We start from the raw sequence: 15,902 nt of genomic DNA, 5'->3' as shown, positions 1-15,902 counted from the left end.
AAATCACTCTTATTTATTATTGACAGAATGACCGCTTATTCTCATCCTTTGACAGGGGAGGACTAGCCGTGTCTGTTGAGGTGCCACAGGGCAGCACGCCTTTGGATCAGGTTTCCGAGGTGCGCGGGACCAACCAAAGCGGGATGCGGGCGCGTAATGAGCGTTTGGTCCTGACCCTGGTGCGCAGGCATGAAGCGCTGGCCAAAGCTGAAATTGCGCGCATGACGGGCCTCTCCGCGCAGACCGTTTCCGTGATCATGCGGCAGCTTGAAAAAGATGGGCTCTTGCTGCGGGGCGAACCTGTGAGGGGTAAGGTCGGCCAGCCATCAATCCCGATGCGACTCAACCCGGATGGGGCACTGTTTTTTGGGCTGAAAATCGGGCGACGCAGCACTGAGCTGGTATTGATCGATTTTCTCGGCCGGGTGCTCATGCATGAGCGGCAGACCTATGAATACCCGCAACCACAGGCGACGTTGGTCTTTGCCAAAAAGGCCCTGGACCAGATGATATCCGCGCTGGCGCCCGAAGCACGAGACCGCATCGCGGGGCTGGGGATCGCCATGCCGTTTTATCTGTGGGATTGGGCCCAGACCTTGCAGGTACCGCAGGAAGAGATGGAGCCTTGGCGTACCGCCGACATACAGTCGGAACTGGCGGATATCTATGATTTCCCGGTGTTTCTGCAAAATGACGCCACAGCGGCCTGCGGGGCCGAACTTGTATTCGGACCAACGGGTGGCCCACGTGATTTTCTGTATTTCTACGTCGGCTACTTTATAGGTGGCGGCGTTGTTTTGAATGGTGCGATCTATTCGGGTCGCGGAAATGCGGGCGCGTTGGGTCCGATGCCAGTGTCAATCGGGGCCGGTGACGTGAAGCCTCTGATCGACCTTGCCAGCCTCTATACCCTTGAACGCGCCATTGCCGGGGTCGGTCAAACCGCCGGGCTGATTTGGGAGACGACCGATCACTGGGACATCCCAAAAGAGGAACTGAACAACTGGCTGCACCACGCAGCGATTGGACTGGCCCATGCGATTGTGTCGTCGTGCAGCCTGATCGATTTTGAATGTGTCATAATCGATGGCTGGATGCCCTCCGATGTTAAAGACCGGTTGATCGCCGAGGTCGAATCGCAGATCTCGCGCCTCAACCTTACTGGTTTAGAACGACCGGTGATTGCAGCTGGTACCGTAGGTCCGAATGCGCGATCGCTTGGTGCGGCCAGCCTGCCTTTGTCCGAGCGATATTTAGTAGAAGCATAGGCCTGCCAACAAGAAACAAGACTGCTGGCGACGCGAAACGTACACTAAAAAAGTCGGTTCCAAGATTCATCTTGATCAATATGGAACGTTCCAGTAAGCATAATTCTGGAACGTTCCAGTAATGAGGGTTGCAATGAACTGGGTATTTGTGGGGGCAAGCACGATTGCGTCACAACACATGTTGGATGCCGTGCGAAAGCAGCCTGGTAATGATGTCACATGGGTTGTCAGCACCTCACCCGATCGGGTGAGGGTGTGGGCCAAGGATCACCACATTGCAAACGCCTCGACCAATCTAACCGAAGCGCTCGCTGATCCGGACGTGCAGGCGGTCTACATCTCATCAACCAATGAAAAGCACCATTCCCAGGCTATGGCTGCGATTGCCGCAGGCAAACATGTTCTGTGTGAAAAGCCCCTTGGCATGACGCAGGACGAAGCGGTTGAGATGGTGCGAGCGGCTGATGCCGCTGGTGTTACCTTCGGAACCAACCACCACCTGCGCTGCTCGGGCACCCACCGCGCGATCCGCGATCTCATCGCGGCCGGCCGGGTTGGTAAGGTGCTGTCACTGCGCATTCATCACGCAGTTCACCTGCCGGGGCACTTGCAGGGCTGGCGGATCAATGATGCGGGCGCTGGTGGCGGCGTAATCCCCGATATCGTTGTGCATGACGCGGACGTTACCCGCTTCCTGCTAAAGGAAGACCCCGCAAGCGTCGTGGCGCAAACGACCAGTTCCGGTATGGGGCAGGGGGTCGAGGATTCCTGCATGTCGGTTTGGACCATGCCCTCTGGTGCCATGGTGATGAGCCATGAGAGCTTTACGCACCCCTTCGCCGGTTCCGGGCTTCAGGTTCACGGGACAGAAGGATCGATCTTTGCTAACGGCGTCATGACCCAGCAGCCGGTCGGTGAAATCACCCTCGTCACCGAAAAGGGCAGCGAAGCGATCCCCTATTCCAACCATGACCTTTACGTGCAGGGCGTCTCGGAATTCGTCGCCGCCTCGGCAGGACAGGGACGCCCCGCTGCCGATGGCCCGGATGGCGTCAAATCCCTGTCTGTCGCGCTCAGCGTGCGCGAGGCAGCGGCAACCGGGCAGCGCGTTGACGTCAACTATGGTGGCTTCTGATGAGCAAGCTTGTTTCAGCCTCTGATGCCGCATCCCGCATCCCGGACGATGCGATTGTCACGGTTTCGTCCTCTTCGGCGCTGGGATGCCCCGATCTGGTCCTAAAAGCCATGGGCGAACGGTTCCGGGCAGAAGGGCATCCACGCAATATCACTACGCTCCACCCGATTGCTGCAGGCGATATGTATGGCGTGAAAGGCATGGAGCATCTGGCGCAGGACGGGTTGCTAGCCCGTGTGCTGGCCGGGTCTTACCCCTCGGGACCATCAAACCTTGATATGCCCGAGATCTGGAAGATGATCGTCGAAGATCGCGTGGCCGCTTACAACGTACCTTCGGGCATCATGTTCGACATGCACCGCGAAGCGGCGGCCCGGCGACCGGGTGTCCTGACACAGGTCGGGCTGGACACGTTTGTTGACCCGCTCCGAGAGGGTTGTGCGATGAATGCACGCGGTGCTGCTTCGCCAATCGTCACACGCACCGAATTTGGCGGTCAGACTTGGCTGCACTTTCCCAACATCATCCCGACTGTCTGCATCCTGCGCGCCACCACGGCGGATGAATTCGGCAACCTGACTTATGAGCATGAAGGGGCCTATCTGGGCGGGCTGGAACAGGCCATCTGCGTGCGCAACCATGGCGGTCTGGTGATCGCTCAGGTTCAACGGGTGACTGCCGAGGGTAGCCTGCGCCCGCATGATGTACGCGTACCGGGCCATCTGGTGGATTTGATAGTCGAAGACCCGGATCAGAAACAGACCACCGAAACGCCCTATGATCCCGCCATCTCGGGCCAGATCATGCGTCCATGGGACAGTTTCTCGCTGGCCGAGCACGGGATCGAAAAGGTGATCGCACGCCGCGCCGCGATGGAATTGCGCGCCGGGATGAGTGCAAATCTGGGCTTCGGTATCAGCGCTATGGTGCCTCGCATTCTGCTGGAGGAAGGGCATCCCAAAGCCGTAACATGGGCCATTGAACAAGGGGCTGTTGGGGGCGTGCCGCTGACCGGTTTCGCGTTCGGCTGTGCGTCTAACGCGCACGCCTATGTGCCCTCGCCGCAGCAATTCATCTACTTTCAGGGCGGCGGGTTCGATATGTCCTTCCTGTCTTTCCTTGAGGTCGATGTGGAAGGCAATGTTAATGTCTCGAAACTGGGTAAAAAACCGTATCTGACCGCCGGGTGCGGCGGGTTTGTCGACATCACTGCAGGCGCGAAAAAGATCGTGTTTTCGGGCTGGTTCGAGGCTGGCGCCAAGATCGCCCTGGGTTCGGACGGGATCAGCGTCGCAGCCCCCGGTAAGTTTACCAAGATGGTGGATCAGGTGGAGCACGTCACCTTCTCGGGCCGCCGGGCGCGCGAGCTTGGGCAGGATGTGATCTACGTGACCGAGCGCTGTGTCATCCGCCTGACCGATCAGGGGCTGGTCGCGACCGAGCTCATGCCGGGCATCAACGTGCAGCACGACATTGTGGCGGCATCACAAGGCCGCGTCAAAGTGGCGGAAAACGCGATATTGATGCCGACTTCGCTGTTCGCCGAAGGTCCCATGGGGATGACGGTGTGAGCGGGATTGGCTTTCATATCGACGGGCGCACCGCCATCCTGACGCTGGACAATCCCTCCAAGCTGAATGCGCTGACCATTGACATGCTGGATGCGCTTGAGGCGCATGTGCAGCAGGTCGAGCGGGACAATGCGATCCGGGCTTTGGTGCTGACCGGAGCCGGAGAAAAGGCGTTTTGCTGCGGCGCGGATATTGGTGCCTGGGGTGGGCTGAGCCCTGCAGAGTTTGCACGGCACTGGGTGCGCGACGGGCATCGGATTTTTGACCGCCTCGCGCGACTCGGCAAACCAACGATTGCCGCAATCAACGGCCATGCCTTTGGCGGCGGGCTGGAATTGGCCAGTTGTTGCGATCTGCGCTTGCTGGCACCGCGCGCAACTCTGGCCCTGCCCGAAGCGCGGATTGGGATCGTACCGGGTTGGTCGGGGACACAGCGCGTGGCGCGGTTGATGCCGGAAGCGGCCGTTAAAGAGATGGCTCTGTTTGGTCGTCGCCTCGGCGCGGACCGCGCGGTTGCCCTGGGCTATGCCGTCGAACTGGCCGACGATGTCCTGACCCGCGCGCTTGAGATCGCCGCTGAGGTACAGGCCCTGTCCCCGCGCGCCACCGAGATTGCCAAGAACATGATCCATGCAGCAGTGGGTGAGGACGCGGATGCGGTAATCGAGGCACTTGGCAGCGCTGCTGCGGCGGCCTCAACCGACCGTGACGAAGGCGTCGCGGCCTTCATGGAAAAACGTAACCCTCAGTTTTCAGGGCTCTGACGCATATGAAAGACCTCACGATCAACCCAGCGATCCCCTACGATCTGCCCCAGTTGTTCGAGGGCCGCCACCTGATCAACGGTCGGTGGCGGGACAGCGCGTCGGGTGAGACCTTCGAGCGCCGCTCACCTTCACATGGGCATATTGTCAGCCGATCAGCACTTGGCTCTGAGGCCGAAGCCGAAGCTGCGATCCTCGCAGCGCGCGACGCTTTCGATAGCGGCGTTTGGAGCCGCGCTTCGGGCAAAGACCGCGCCGAGGTTTTGCTGAAGGTCGCTGATCTAATCGAACAAAACGTCGACCGGATCGCTGTGATTGAAACACTGGAAAGCGGCAAGCCGATCAGCCAGTCCAAAGGTGAGGTAGGTGGTGCCGCTGATCTATGGCGCTATGCAGCATCACTGGCGCGCAGCACCCATGGCGACAGCCACAATACGCTGGGCGCAGATTTAATGGGCGTGGTTCTGAAGGAACCCATCGGCGTCGTATCGATCATAACGCCATGGAATTTCCCGTTCTGGATTCTCAGCCAGAAGCTGCCATTTGCACTGGCGGCTGGCTGCACAGCAGTGGTGAAACCGTCCGAGATGACGCCTTCGACCACTCTAATGCTGGGCGAACTGCTGATGGTGGCCGGATTGCCTGCAGGGGTCTGCAACATTGTTCTGGGCTATGGCCAACCGGTCGGCAGTACACTGGCCAGCCATGAGGCCGTGGACATGGTCAGCTTCACTGGCTCGACCGCTGTGGGCAAAACCATCAGCAAGACCGCCTCGGATACTCTGAAGAAAGTTGCGCTGGAGTTGGGCGGCAAGAACCCCCAGGTGATCTTTCCCGATGCGAAGCTCGACTCAGCCGCAGATGCGGTGGTGTTTGGCGTCTATTTCAATGTCGGTCAGTGCTGCAACTCCAGCAGTCGCATCATTGTGCACGAGGACATTGCGCAAGCCTTTACCGATAAGGTCATCGCGCTGTCGCGGAAGGTGAAATTTGGCGACCCGCTGGACCCGTCCACGCAGGTCGGGGCGATTGTCACGCCCGAACACAACGCCAAGATCGACGGTTATGTCAAACAGGCTCATGCCGCAGGCGCAACAATCGTCCTGGGCGGCGATCCTTTGAACGTTGAGGGGTTGGGCAACCAATTCTATCAACCTACCATTATAACCGATGTTCAACCCGAAATGCCCATCGCGCGTGATGAAGTGTTTGGCCCGGTGCTGTCGGTACTGACGTTCAAAACGCTGGACGAAGCCATTGAGATCATGAATGATAGCGCTCTCGGCCTTTCGGCAGGGGTCTGGAGCGAAAATGTCCATACCTGCCTAGACTTTGCCCGCCGCGCCCAGGCGGGGACGGTCTGGACCAATACCTGGATGGATGGGTTCCCCGAGGTCGCCTTCGGTGGCTACAAACAATCCGGCCAGGGCAGGGAGATTGGGCAATATGGGTTCGAGGAGTTTTTCGAGGTTAAATCTGTGGTGATGCGCATTGGCGATAGCAGGGCGCCTTGGGTGCCGCAGAATTGAACCATGCGCCATGAGGCGCAGGAACAACAAAGATCGCATTAAGGGAGGAAACGAAAATGCGTAACATGCTGAAGACAAAGTCGGTCATCGTGGCCGGGCTTCTGTGCACATCCAGCCTGGCTCAGGCGGAAGAGGTTGAGGTTCTGCACTGGTGGACCTCGGGCGGTGAAGCAGCCGCGCTGAACGTCCTGAAGGATGATCTGTCCGGTCAGGGCGTTGGCTGGACCGACATGCCCGTCGCCGGTGGTGGCGGTGAGCAGGCGATGACCGTTCTGCGTGCTCGTGTGACTGCTGGCAATGCGCCGACTGCCGTTCAGGGTCTGGGTTTTGACATTCAGGACTGGGCCGCACAAGGCGCTTTGGCCGATTTGAACGACGTGGCCGCGCAGGAAGGTTGGGATGCGGTTGTGCCAGATGCGCTAAAGGCCTTCGCCAAGCATGACGGTAAATGGGTTTCGGCCCCAGTAAACGTGCATTCGACCAACTGGGTCTGGGCCAACAAGGCGGTTCTGGATGCAAATGGGATCGCTCAGCCAACAAGTTGGGAAGAGTTCGTGGCCGCAGTTGAAGCGCTGAAGGCCGCCGGAGTGACACCGATTGCCCATGGCGGTCAGGCCTGGCAGGACGCGACTGTGTTTGATGCCGTGGCCATGTCGACGCTGGGCCCGGATGGCTACAAAGCGGCCTTCATCGATCTGGATGAAGACACGCTGGGCGGCGATGCCATGAAAGAGGCATTCGACCGCATGGCATTCATTCGCGACAATGTTGATGAAAACTTTTCGGGCCGCGACTGGAACCTGGCAACCGCGATGGTCATCAATGGTGAGGCTGGTTTCCAGATGATGGGCGACTGGGCCAAGGGTGAGTTTCTGAACGCGGGCAAAGTTCCCGGTCAGGATTTCCTGTGCTTCCGCTTCCCTGGTACGGCTGATCAGGTCACCTTCAACGCCGACCAGTTCATGATGTTCGATCAGGGCGGTTCGGTTTCGGCGGAACAGGCAGCGCTGGCCAGCGCGATCCTGTCACCGTCGTTCCAGTCGGCCTTTAACGTGGTGAAGGGCTCGGTTCCTGCCCGGACCGATGTCAGCGATGCCGACTTTGATGACTGCGGCAAACAGGGCATGAAGGATCTGGCGGCGGCCGCATCCTCGGGCAACCTGTTCGGATCAATGGCCCATGGCCACGCAGCACCTGCATCGGTCAAGAACGCGGTTTATGACGTCGTAACGGCGCATTTCAACGGCGAATACGACAGCGAAACCGCTGTAGTCGAATTGGTCGACGCCGTGTCCATCGCCAAGTGATCACCTGATCCTCCCGACGGGGCGGCGACCGTGCCGCCCTGTCACCAGCGGGCATACCCCGCGCCTCAGACACTTCCCCACTTGCAGGAGGGCGCGCCATGGCTGGTTCAGCCGACGCGGATTTCAAGACACGCCTTCAGAACTGGATCCCCAAACTGGTCCTGTCGCCGTCGCTGGCGATGATGCTGGTCTTTGTGTACGGGTTCATCCTGTTTTCGGTGTACCTGTCCTTTACCGACAGCCGCATTCTTCCAAGCTTTGGCTGGGTCGGCTGGGAAAACTACGACAAGCTCTGGCGGCTCAGCCATTGGGAGACCTCGCTGATCAATATGGGGATCTTCGCAGGACTCTATATCGTGATCTGCACCTGTATCGGGCTGGGTCTGGCGATCTTCCTGGATCAGAAAATTCGGGGTGAGGGGCTTTTGCGCCCGATCTACCTGTATCCAATGGCGCTGAGTTTCATTGTCACCGGGACCGCGTGGAAATGGTTTCTGGACCCGGGCATCGGGCTGGAAAACGTCATGCATACATGGGGTTGGACCAGTTTCGAGTTCGACTGGATCAAAAATCGCGACTACGCGATCTACACCGTCGTTCTGGCGGCAGTTTGGCAGACCAGCGGTTTTGTGATGGCCATGTTTCTGGCCGGTTTGCGTGGCATTGACAATGAGATCTTGCGGGCGGCGCAGATGGACGGGGCCTCGAACTGGAACCTCTATCGCCGGATCATCATTCCGCAACTGCGCCCGGCCTTCCTGTCGGCCTTCGTGATCCTCAGCCACCTTGCGATCAAGACGTTTGACCTTGTGATCGCCCTGACCGGAGGAGGACCGGGTCGGGCCACGGAACTACCGGCGACCTTCATGTATTCCTACACCTTCACCCGGAACCAGATGGGGATCGGTGCGGCCTCGGCCACGATCATGCTGATGACCATAGCAGCGATCATGATCCCTTATCTGTACGCTGAATTGCGGGAGAAACGCTGATGGCGCAGGCAACTCAGGATACCGCAATTCGAACAGGCCGGATCACGCGTGCACTGATTTATGTCGTGCTGATCCTCTTCTCACTGTTCTACCTGCTGCCGCTCTACGTAATGCTGTCAAACTCGGTGAAACCGTTGGAGGAGATCACTGGCGGCGGCATGATGAATCTGCCGCAGGTCTTCACCTTGGAACCTTGGATCAAAGCATGGTCCTCGGCTCAAATCGGGGTCGAGCCAACAGGGCTGCGGCCATATTTCTGGAACTCGATCAAGATGGTGGTTCCGGCCGTCATAGTCTCGACCATTTTGGGTGCGCTGAACGGCTATGTGCTGACCAAATGGCGTTTCAAATACGACACCATCCTGTTTGGTCTGATGCTGTTTGCCTGTTTCATTCCGTTCCAGATCGTTCTGATCCCGATGGCGCGAATGCTGGGCCTGATGGGTCTGGCGGGCACCACCTGGGGTTTGGCGCTGGTGCATGTGGTCTACGGGATTGGCTTCACAACGCTTTACTTCCGGAACTACTATGCCGTTTTCCCGACCGAGCTGATCCGGGCCGCGCAGATCGACGGGGCCGGGTTCTTCCAAATCTTCTGGCGCATCCTGCTGCCCAGCTCCGGCCCGATCGCGGTGGTGTCGATCATCTGGCAGTTCACCAACATATGGAATGACTTCCTGTTTGGTGCCTCCTTCGCCGATGCCAACAGCCAGCCGATGACCGTAGCGCTGAACAACCTTGTTCAGTCGTCAACCGGGGTGAAGGAATACAACGTTCATTTCGCAGGTGCCATTCTGGCCGCCATGCCAACTCTGCTCGTCTACATCGTGGCCGGACGTTATTTCGTTCGCGGCCTGATGGCGGGTTCCGTGAAAGGATAAGGCCTTATGGGTTTTCTGGACATAGATAACGCGACCAAATCCTATGGGTCGGTCGAGGTTCTGCACAAGGTCGATATCTCGGTGCAGGAGGGAGAGTTCCTTGTACTCGTCGGCCCGTCGGGCTGTGGCAAATCCACTCTACTAAACATGATCGCGGGGCTGGAAGAGATCACCAGCGGCGAGATCCGCATCCGGGAGAAGGTGATGAATGGGGTGCATCCGTCGAACCGAAACATCGCCATGGTGTTCCAAAGCTATGCGCTCTACCCGAACATGACGGTCGGGCAGAACATCACCTTCGGGCTTGAGATGCACGGAGTGCCCAAGCCCGAGCGCGACAAGGCGATGCACGAGGTCGCCACGCTTTTACAGATCGAGCAGTTGCTGGACCGCAAGCCCGGTCAATTGTCCGGTGGTCAACGTCAACGTGTTGCCATGGGCCGGGCACTGGTACGGGAACCGGATGTGTTCCTGTTTGACGAGCCTCTGTCCAACCTCGACGCCAAACTGCGTGTCGATATGCGGACCGAGATCAAGAAGCTGCATCAAAACCTTGGCACCACAATCGTATACGTGACTCATGATCAGATCGAGGCGATGACCCTGTCCAGCCGGATCGCAGTGATGAACGGCGGTTATGTGCAGCAACTGGGAACCCCGCAGGAAATCTACGACACCCCGGCCAATATCTTCGTCGCAACCTTCATGGGCTCACCCGCGATGAACGTGATGCCTGCGAAGGTGTCCGTGCTGAACGGTCGTCCTCATGCCGAGGTTGCCACCCATGACGGATCACTTGCTCAACTGCCTTTCAGTCAGGACAATCTCGCCGAATGGGATGGGCGCGACATCTTGCTCGGCATCCGACCGGAAACCATCACCGATATGGATGGCGCGGATCGCAAATCCTCGAACATTGCGCAGATGACCAACCGGATTGTTGTTACCGAACCTGCCGGTTCGGACACGTTTGTCTCGATGCAATTGGGGGGGCGGGATGTGATTGCCCGCATGCGCTCGGACGCCGAGGTCGCGGCGGGGCAGGATTTCGACTTTGCCGTCAATATGGAAAAGGCCGTGGCCTTTGACCCGGAAAGCGAGATGCGGATTGTTCCGTGACAAACCCGGATGTCATAATCATCGGATCTGGGGTCGGAGGGGCAACGCTGGCCGCAGCACTTGCCCCCACGGGCCGCCGCATATTGATCCTCGAACGAGGCGAGCATCTGCGCCCATCGCCTGCGGACCGCGACCCAAAGGCGATTTTTGAGGATGGGCATTTCCGCCCCGATGAAACATGGCTGGACGGCGAAGGGCAGCCCTTTAATCCCGGCAATTACTATTGTGTTGGCGGCAATTCCAAGTTCTACGGCGCCGCACTCATTCGATACCGTGCTGAGGATTTTGAACCCCGCCAACACATGGGCGGTCATTCTGCTGGCTGGCCCATCAGCTACCACGATTTGGAACCCGACTACGCGGCGGCTGAACGGCTTTACTCGGTGCGAGGCACTGCCGATGAGGACCCGACGGAGCCCCCTCATAGCAGTACTTACCCACATCCGCCCGTGACCGATGAGCCTGACATTGTTGAACTGCGCACGCGCTTAAGTGGGACGGGGTTGTCACCCGCATCGGTCCCCTTAGGCGTGGATATCGACCGCTGGCTATCCGGCGGGCAGACCACCTGGGACGCGTTTCCGAACACCTGCGGTGGCAAGATGGACGCCGAGACCTGTGCCCTGGCCGAGGCTTTGACCCATGAAAATGTTGAGCTGCTAACCAACGCACCTGCAGATAAGCTGCTCAGCAACAATGACGGGCGCATTACAGGCGTTGAGGTCACGGGGCATGGCACGCTGCGCGCGCCGGTGATTGTTCTATCCGCCGGTGCAGTTCAGTCCGCCGCGCTGTTATTGAAATCCGCCAATGACAATAGCCCTACCGGTCTTGCGAACCGATCAGATCAGGTTGGGCGCAACTTCATGAACCACAATTGCTCGGCAGTTCTGGCCCTGCATCCGCTGCGTCGCAACCGTTCAATCTATCAGAAGACGTTGATGTTCAACGACTACTACAATGATGACGGGCAGGGCGGTGCGCCGTTGGGCAATATCCAGATGCTGGGCAAGATCACCGGCCCTATCCTGGCGTCTCAGACCAGATTGCCGGGGCCAATCGCAGCAATGATCGCAAATCGCAGCTTTGATTTCTACGCCATGTCCGAGGACCTGCCAAACCCCGACAGCCGGGTGACGATCACGGGTGACCAGATCAGACTGGACTGGAAACGGTCGAACTGGCAAGCGCATAAGGCGCTGGTCGCCAAGCTCAAACAGCACCTGCGCCGGGCTGGGTTTCCGATGGTTCTGTCTCGACCCTTCGACCGCCGCACGCCCTCGCACCAATGCGGAACGGCACGGATGGGGGATGACCGAACCAGCAGTGTTGTAGACACGTTCTGCCGCAGCCATGATCACCGAAATCTGTTCATCGTCGACGCCTCGGTTTTGCCGACCTCGGCCGCCGTCAATCCGGCGTTGACCATCGCGGCGCTGGCCTTGCGCGCCGGTCGTCATATTATTGAAACGGAGTTTGCGGCATGACCCGGGTTGCCTTGGTCACCGGAGGGCAGCAGGGCATTGGCCTGGGGATCGCACGCGCGTTGGTCGCGGCAGGGCACAAGGTTGCACTGGCCTCGCAGGTAGACCCAAAAGACCCAATCGTGCAAGAAGCCCTGGCCGAACTGGGCCCGAACACGATCTACGTTCAGCATGATGTGTCAGACATCGATCACGTGCCCGCTTTGCTGGATCAGGTCGAAGCCCAGTATGGGCCGATTACCGCCCTGATCAACAACGCAGGCGTCGGTGCGCCGGTACGCGGCGATATGCTGGAATTGACACCCGAGAACTGGGATTTTGTCCAAGACATCAACCTGCGCGGCGCGTTCTTTCTGACACAAGAGGTCGCACGGCGCATGTTGGCCAGCCCGCAGAGCGGCTATTGCTCAATCACGTTCATTACGTCGGTCAGCGCCACGATGGTGTCAATTGAGCGCGCCGAATACTGCGTGTCCAAAGCGGCCGCCGCGATGATGGCGCAGCTGTTTGCGGTGCGGATGGCTCCGCATGGGATTGGCGTGTTCGAGCTGCGCCCCGGCATCATCGCCACAGAAATGACGGCTGGTGTACGAGACAAATACACCGACCGGATCGAAGGCGGGCTGGTGCCAGCCGCGCGGTGGGGTGAACCGCAGGATATCGGCTCGGTCATCGTTCCCATCGTGGACGGCCAGATGCAATTTGCCACCGGGGCCGCGATCCCCGTGGATGGCGGGCTTTCGATCTCGCGCCTGTAAGGAACTCAGAGGACAAGATGTCTGAAGGATATGATTTCATCGTGATCGGCGGCGGCTCGGCGGGGTCTGTCATTGCGGCGCGGTTGTCCGAGGAACCCTCGGCCAAGGTCCTGCTGCTTGAGGCCGGGCCCTCAGACCGGCATCCGTTTTTTCACCTTCCTGCGGGCTTTGCCAAGATGACCAAAGGCATTGGTAGCTGGGGTTGGTCGACGGTGCCGCAGAAGCACATGCAGGGGAAGATTTTCAACTACACCCAAGCCAAGGTAGTCGGCGGCGGGTCGGCCATAAATGCTCAGATCTACACGCGCGGTGCTGCGCAGGATTATGACGACTGGCGACAGATGGGGTGCGAGGGCTGGGGCTATGACGATGTCCTGCCCTATTTCAAGAAGTCCGAAGACAACGACAGCTACGACAATAAATTCCACAGCAAGGGCGGCCCGCTGGGTGTTTCGATGCCAGCCGCGCCTTTGCCGATTTGCGATGCCTATATCGAGGCCGCCGGGCAGGTTGGCATCCCTAAAACGGACGATGTGAATGGCGCGAAACAGGATGGGGCCGGGTATTACCAGCTGACCCAACGCAACGCGCGCAGATCCTCGGCAGCGATGGCGTTTCTGGCACCCAATCGGAACCGACCGAACCTGACTGTGCGCTTGTGCGCTCAGGTCCGCAGGATCATGGTCCAAAAGGGCCGCGCTACTGGCATTGAGATGATGAGCGGTGAAAAGATCACTGCCGCGCGTGAGGTGATCCTATCGTCCGGAGCCATCGGTTCTCCCCGCTTGCTGCAATTGTCCGGGATCGGACCCGCGGGTCATCTGGATAGCCTCGGGATCAAGCCAGTCTATGACCAGCCGCAGGTTGGTGAGAACCTGCAGGATCATCTGGACCTCTATTCAATTTGCGAGGTCACCGGCCCGCACACCTATGACAGGTTTGCCAAACTGCATCTGTCTGCGCTTGCAGGACTGCAATATCTGGTCACGCGCAAGGGACCGGTGGCCTCCAGCCTATTTGAAACCGGTGGATTCTGGTACGCCGACCCCGCCGCGCGTTCCCCCGATATTCAGATGCATCTTGGTCTGGGAACTGGGATTGAGGCCGGGGTCGAGGCGATGCCGAACGGTGGCGTGACGCTGAACGCCTGTTTCCTGCGGCCCCGGTCTCGGGGCACGGTGCGGTTGCAAAGCGCCGATCCGACAGCAATGCCGCTGATCGACCCGAATTATCTGGCCGATCCCTATGACCGAGAGATGTCAATCCGGGGTTTGAAGCTGGTGCAGAACATCTTGTCGCAAGAAGCGCTTGAGCCGTACATTCTGGCAGAACGTTTGCCGGGTCCGGCAGTACAGACTGAGCAGGAATATTTCGACTTCATCTGCGTTCATTCCAAAACCTCGCACCACTGCGCGGGCACTTGCCGCATGGGCAATGACGAGGCGGCTGTTTTGGACCCACGCCTGCGCTTTAACGGGATCGAAGGGCTGCGCGTCGCCGATGCCTCGATCATGCCGACAGTCAATTCTTCGAACACCAACGCGCCCACTATCATGATCGGCGAGAAAGCCGCCGACATGATCAAGCATGATCAAGGATTTACGCAATGATCCGTCATATCGTTTTGACAAAATTCCGCACGGATGTAACCGAAGAAACGGTTGCGCAGATTTACCAAAGGCTCGCCGATGTGGCCGAAGCTCTGCCCGGAGCAAAGGGCTTCACCGGCGGCCGTAGCCAAAGCCCGGAGCAGATCGAGCGCGGCTATATGCACGGGTTCGTAATCGATTTCGACGATTGGGATGCCCTGGCGACCTATCAAGCCAATGAGGATCACAAGGCCTGTGGTGCCCAATTGGTGGCAAATGCGGTGGGTGGGATCAACGGCATTCTGGTGTTGGATCTGGAGGTCTGAGGCGATGACAATAATCTTGCCAAACCGCGACGGCCAGTTGGAATGTTACACACTGACCGGAACGCCTTTGGTCCCTCGCGCGCCACGGGTGGCTTTGACCCGCACCGCTTTTGCCGCAGCACATGTGGTTTCTGACCCGATAGCCGAGCGAAACCCATGGGAGGGCCGCCCGGCGGTGGATTGGGACGCGACCCTGAATTTCCGGCAAGGCTTGTGGGACCAAGGGCTTGGCTTGGCTGAGGCGATGGACACCGCACAGCGTGGGATGGGTGTGGATTGGGAAACAGCATTGGAATTGATCCAACGCACTATGGTGGCCGCCAAAGCTCACCCTCTGTTGCCGCGCGTTGCCTGCGGGGTTGGCACGGATCATGTACCACTTAGTGCCTTGAACACGGCCGGGGAAATCCTGTCGGCTTACGAGCATCAGGCCGAAGCGATCGAGGCCGCAGGCGGACAGTTGATCCTGATGGCTTCACGCGCCTTCCCGGCCATCAACGCCGGGTCGGACACGTATCACGACGTTTATCGCGCGCTAATCGATGGGGCGGCTGAACCGGTAATCCTGCATTGGCTGGGCGACATGTTCGATCCGGCCTTGACTGGATATTGGGGGAGTACGGATGTGGATCAGGCCAGCGATTTCGTGCTGTCCCTGATTACAGAAAATCCAGCCAAAGTCGATGGTATCAAAATCTCACTGCTCGATCAGGCGCATGAAGAAGCGTTTCGCAAGCGCCTGCCGGACAGCGTGCGCCTCTATACAGGGGATGATTTCAACTATTCCGATTTGATCGCCGGGGACGGGGATCACTATTCTCATGCCCTGCTGGGGATATTCGCCGCCATCGTCCCGGCTGCCGCTCAGGCGCTTGAGGCATTGGCGCAGAACGATATGGATCGTTACCACGCGCTGTTTGCGCCGACCGTTCCGCTCAGCCGTGAAATCTTCCGCGCACCGACGCGGTATTACAAGGCCGGGATTGCCTATCTGGCCTGGCTGAATGGCGCGCAGAGCCATTTCATTATGCCCGGCGGGTTCCAATCCAGCCGCGACATCTGTCATTACGCCGAAGTGTTCCGGCTTGCGGATCAAGCGGGTTTGCTCTTGGACCCGGATCGGGCTACAGCGCGGATGACAACATTGCTGAACCTGCACGGGGTAGACCAATAGACTGA

General features: G+C 58.9%; 14 protein-coding genes. All 14 read left to right on the top strand.

Features of this window, described 5'->3' with window-relative positions:
• Positions 1–143: 143 nt before the first annotated feature.
• The 14 genes from AC2FFE_RS05035 to AC2FFE_RS04970 all read left to right on the top strand — a co-directional run bounded on the left by AC2FFE_RS05035 (position 144) and on the right by AC2FFE_RS04970 (position 15,897).
• Positions 144–1,268, top strand: a complete 1,125-nt coding sequence (locus AC2FFE_RS05035) for an ROK family transcriptional regulator (protein ID WP_496818296.1) — start codon at positions 144–146, stop codon at positions 1,266–1,268.
• 133 nt (positions 1,269–1,401) lie between these two features.
• Positions 1,402–2,403 carry a Gfo/Idh/MocA family protein gene (locus tag AC2FFE_RS05030; RefSeq protein ID WP_496846052.1) on the top strand — a complete coding sequence of 334 codons (1,002 nt, stop codon included), beginning with the start codon at positions 1,402–1,404 and terminating at the stop codon, positions 2,401–2,403.
• A complete protein-coding gene (locus AC2FFE_RS05025; RefSeq protein WP_496846051.1) occupies positions 2,403–3,974 on the top strand; it encodes an acyl CoA:acetate/3-ketoacid CoA transferase in 1,572 nt (523 codons plus the stop codon). The genes AC2FFE_RS05030 and AC2FFE_RS05025 overlap by 1 nt, the downstream gene beginning before the upstream one ends.
• Positions 3,971–4,738: an enoyl-CoA hydratase/isomerase family protein gene (locus AC2FFE_RS05020; protein ID WP_496846050.1), complete on the top strand. Its 768-nt coding sequence runs from the start codon at positions 3,971–3,973 to the stop codon at positions 4,736–4,738. The genes AC2FFE_RS05025 and AC2FFE_RS05020 overlap by 4 nt, the downstream gene beginning before the upstream one ends.
• 5 nt (positions 4,739–4,743) lie before the next feature.
• On the top strand, positions 4,744–6,267 hold the full coding sequence (locus AC2FFE_RS05015) for an aldehyde dehydrogenase family protein (RefSeq protein ID WP_496846049.1): 1,524 nt from the start codon (positions 4,744–4,746) through the stop codon (positions 6,265–6,267).
• Between the two features lie 65 nt (positions 6,268–6,332).
• A complete protein-coding gene (locus AC2FFE_RS05010; RefSeq protein WP_496846228.1) occupies positions 6,333–7,574 on the top strand; it encodes an ABC transporter substrate-binding protein in 1,242 nt (413 codons plus the stop codon).
• 98 nt (positions 7,575–7,672) lie between these two features.
• Complete coding sequence (locus tag AC2FFE_RS05005) at positions 7,673–8,566, top strand: carbohydrate ABC transporter permease (RefSeq protein ID WP_480499057.1); 894 nt, start codon at positions 7,673–7,675, stop codon at positions 8,564–8,566.
• Positions 8,566–9,447, top strand: coding sequence for a carbohydrate ABC transporter permease (locus tag AC2FFE_RS05000; RefSeq protein ID WP_496818059.1), 882 nt, complete (start codon positions 8,566–8,568; stop codon positions 9,445–9,447). The genes AC2FFE_RS05005 and AC2FFE_RS05000 overlap by 1 nt, the downstream gene beginning before the upstream one ends.
• A 6-nt stretch (positions 9,448–9,453) precedes the next feature.
• Entirely contained in the window at positions 9,454–10,566 is a 1,113-nt protein-coding gene (locus AC2FFE_RS04995; RefSeq protein WP_496846048.1) for an ABC transporter ATP-binding protein, read from the top strand.
• Complete coding sequence (locus tag AC2FFE_RS04990) at positions 10,563–12,053, top strand: GMC oxidoreductase (RefSeq protein ID WP_496818061.1); 1,491 nt, start codon at positions 10,563–10,565, stop codon at positions 12,051–12,053. The genes AC2FFE_RS04995 and AC2FFE_RS04990 overlap by 4 nt, the downstream gene beginning before the upstream one ends.
• Positions 12,050–12,808, top strand: a complete 759-nt coding sequence (locus AC2FFE_RS04985) for a 3-ketoacyl-ACP reductase (RefSeq protein ID WP_496818062.1) — start codon at positions 12,050–12,052, stop codon at positions 12,806–12,808. The genes AC2FFE_RS04990 and AC2FFE_RS04985 overlap by 4 nt, the downstream gene beginning before the upstream one ends.
• Before the next feature lie 17 nt (positions 12,809–12,825).
• Positions 12,826–14,418: a GMC family oxidoreductase gene (locus tag AC2FFE_RS04980; protein WP_496818063.1), complete on the top strand. Its 1,593-nt coding sequence runs from the start codon at positions 12,826–12,828 to the stop codon at positions 14,416–14,418.
• A complete protein-coding gene (locus AC2FFE_RS04975; protein ID WP_496818064.1) occupies positions 14,415–14,723 on the top strand; it encodes a Dabb family protein in 309 nt (102 codons plus the stop codon). The genes AC2FFE_RS04980 and AC2FFE_RS04975 overlap by 4 nt, the downstream gene beginning before the upstream one ends.
• A gap of 4 nt (positions 14,724–14,727) precedes the next feature.
• Positions 14,728–15,897 carry a dihydrodipicolinate synthase family protein gene (locus tag AC2FFE_RS04970; protein WP_496846047.1) on the top strand — a complete coding sequence of 390 codons (1,170 nt, stop codon included), beginning with the start codon at positions 14,728–14,730 and terminating at the stop codon, positions 15,895–15,897.
• Positions 15,898–15,902 lie beyond the last annotated feature (5 nt).

The organism is Ruegeria sp. YTSA168, assembly GCF_059610045.1.
This window is presented reverse-complemented; position numbering and strand designations above follow the sequence as displayed.

Bases quoted from the DNA above. Each gene is read 5' to 3' on its own strand.
- AC2FFE_RS05035 (WP_496818296.1), top strand. From the start codon at position 144: ATGCGGGCGCGTAATGAGCGTTTGGTCCTGACCCTGGTGCGCAGGCAT.
- AC2FFE_RS05030 (WP_496846052.1), top strand. From the start codon at position 1,402: ATGAACTGGGTATTTGTGGGGGCAAGCACGATTGCGTCACAACACATG.
- AC2FFE_RS05025 (WP_496846051.1), top strand. From the start codon at position 2,403: ATGAGCAAGCTTGTTTCAGCCTCTGATGCCGCATCCCGCATCCCGGAC.
- AC2FFE_RS05015 (WP_496846049.1), top strand. From the start codon at position 4,744: ATGAAAGACCTCACGATCAACCCAGCGATCCCCTACGATCTGCCCCAG.
- AC2FFE_RS05010 (WP_496846228.1), top strand. From the start codon at position 6,333: ATGCTGAAGACAAAGTCGGTCATCGTGGCCGGGCTTCTGTGCACATCC.
- AC2FFE_RS05005 (WP_480499057.1), top strand. From the start codon at position 7,673: ATGGCTGGTTCAGCCGACGCGGATTTCAAGACACGCCTTCAGAACTGG.
- AC2FFE_RS05000 (WP_496818059.1), top strand. From the start codon at position 8,566: ATGGCGCAGGCAACTCAGGATACCGCAATTCGAACAGGCCGGATCACG.
- AC2FFE_RS04995 (WP_496846048.1), top strand. From the start codon at position 9,454: ATGGGTTTTCTGGACATAGATAACGCGACCAAATCCTATGGGTCGGTC.
- AC2FFE_RS04985 (WP_496818062.1), top strand. From the start codon at position 12,050: ATGACCCGGGTTGCCTTGGTCACCGGAGGGCAGCAGGGCATTGGCCTG.
- AC2FFE_RS04980 (WP_496818063.1), top strand. From the start codon at position 12,826: ATGTCTGAAGGATATGATTTCATCGTGATCGGCGGCGGCTCGGCGGGG.
- AC2FFE_RS04975 (WP_496818064.1), top strand. From the start codon at position 14,415: ATGATCCGTCATATCGTTTTGACAAAATTCCGCACGGATGTAACCGAA.
- AC2FFE_RS04970 (WP_496846047.1), top strand. From the start codon at position 14,728: ATGACAATAATCTTGCCAAACCGCGACGGCCAGTTGGAATGTTACACA.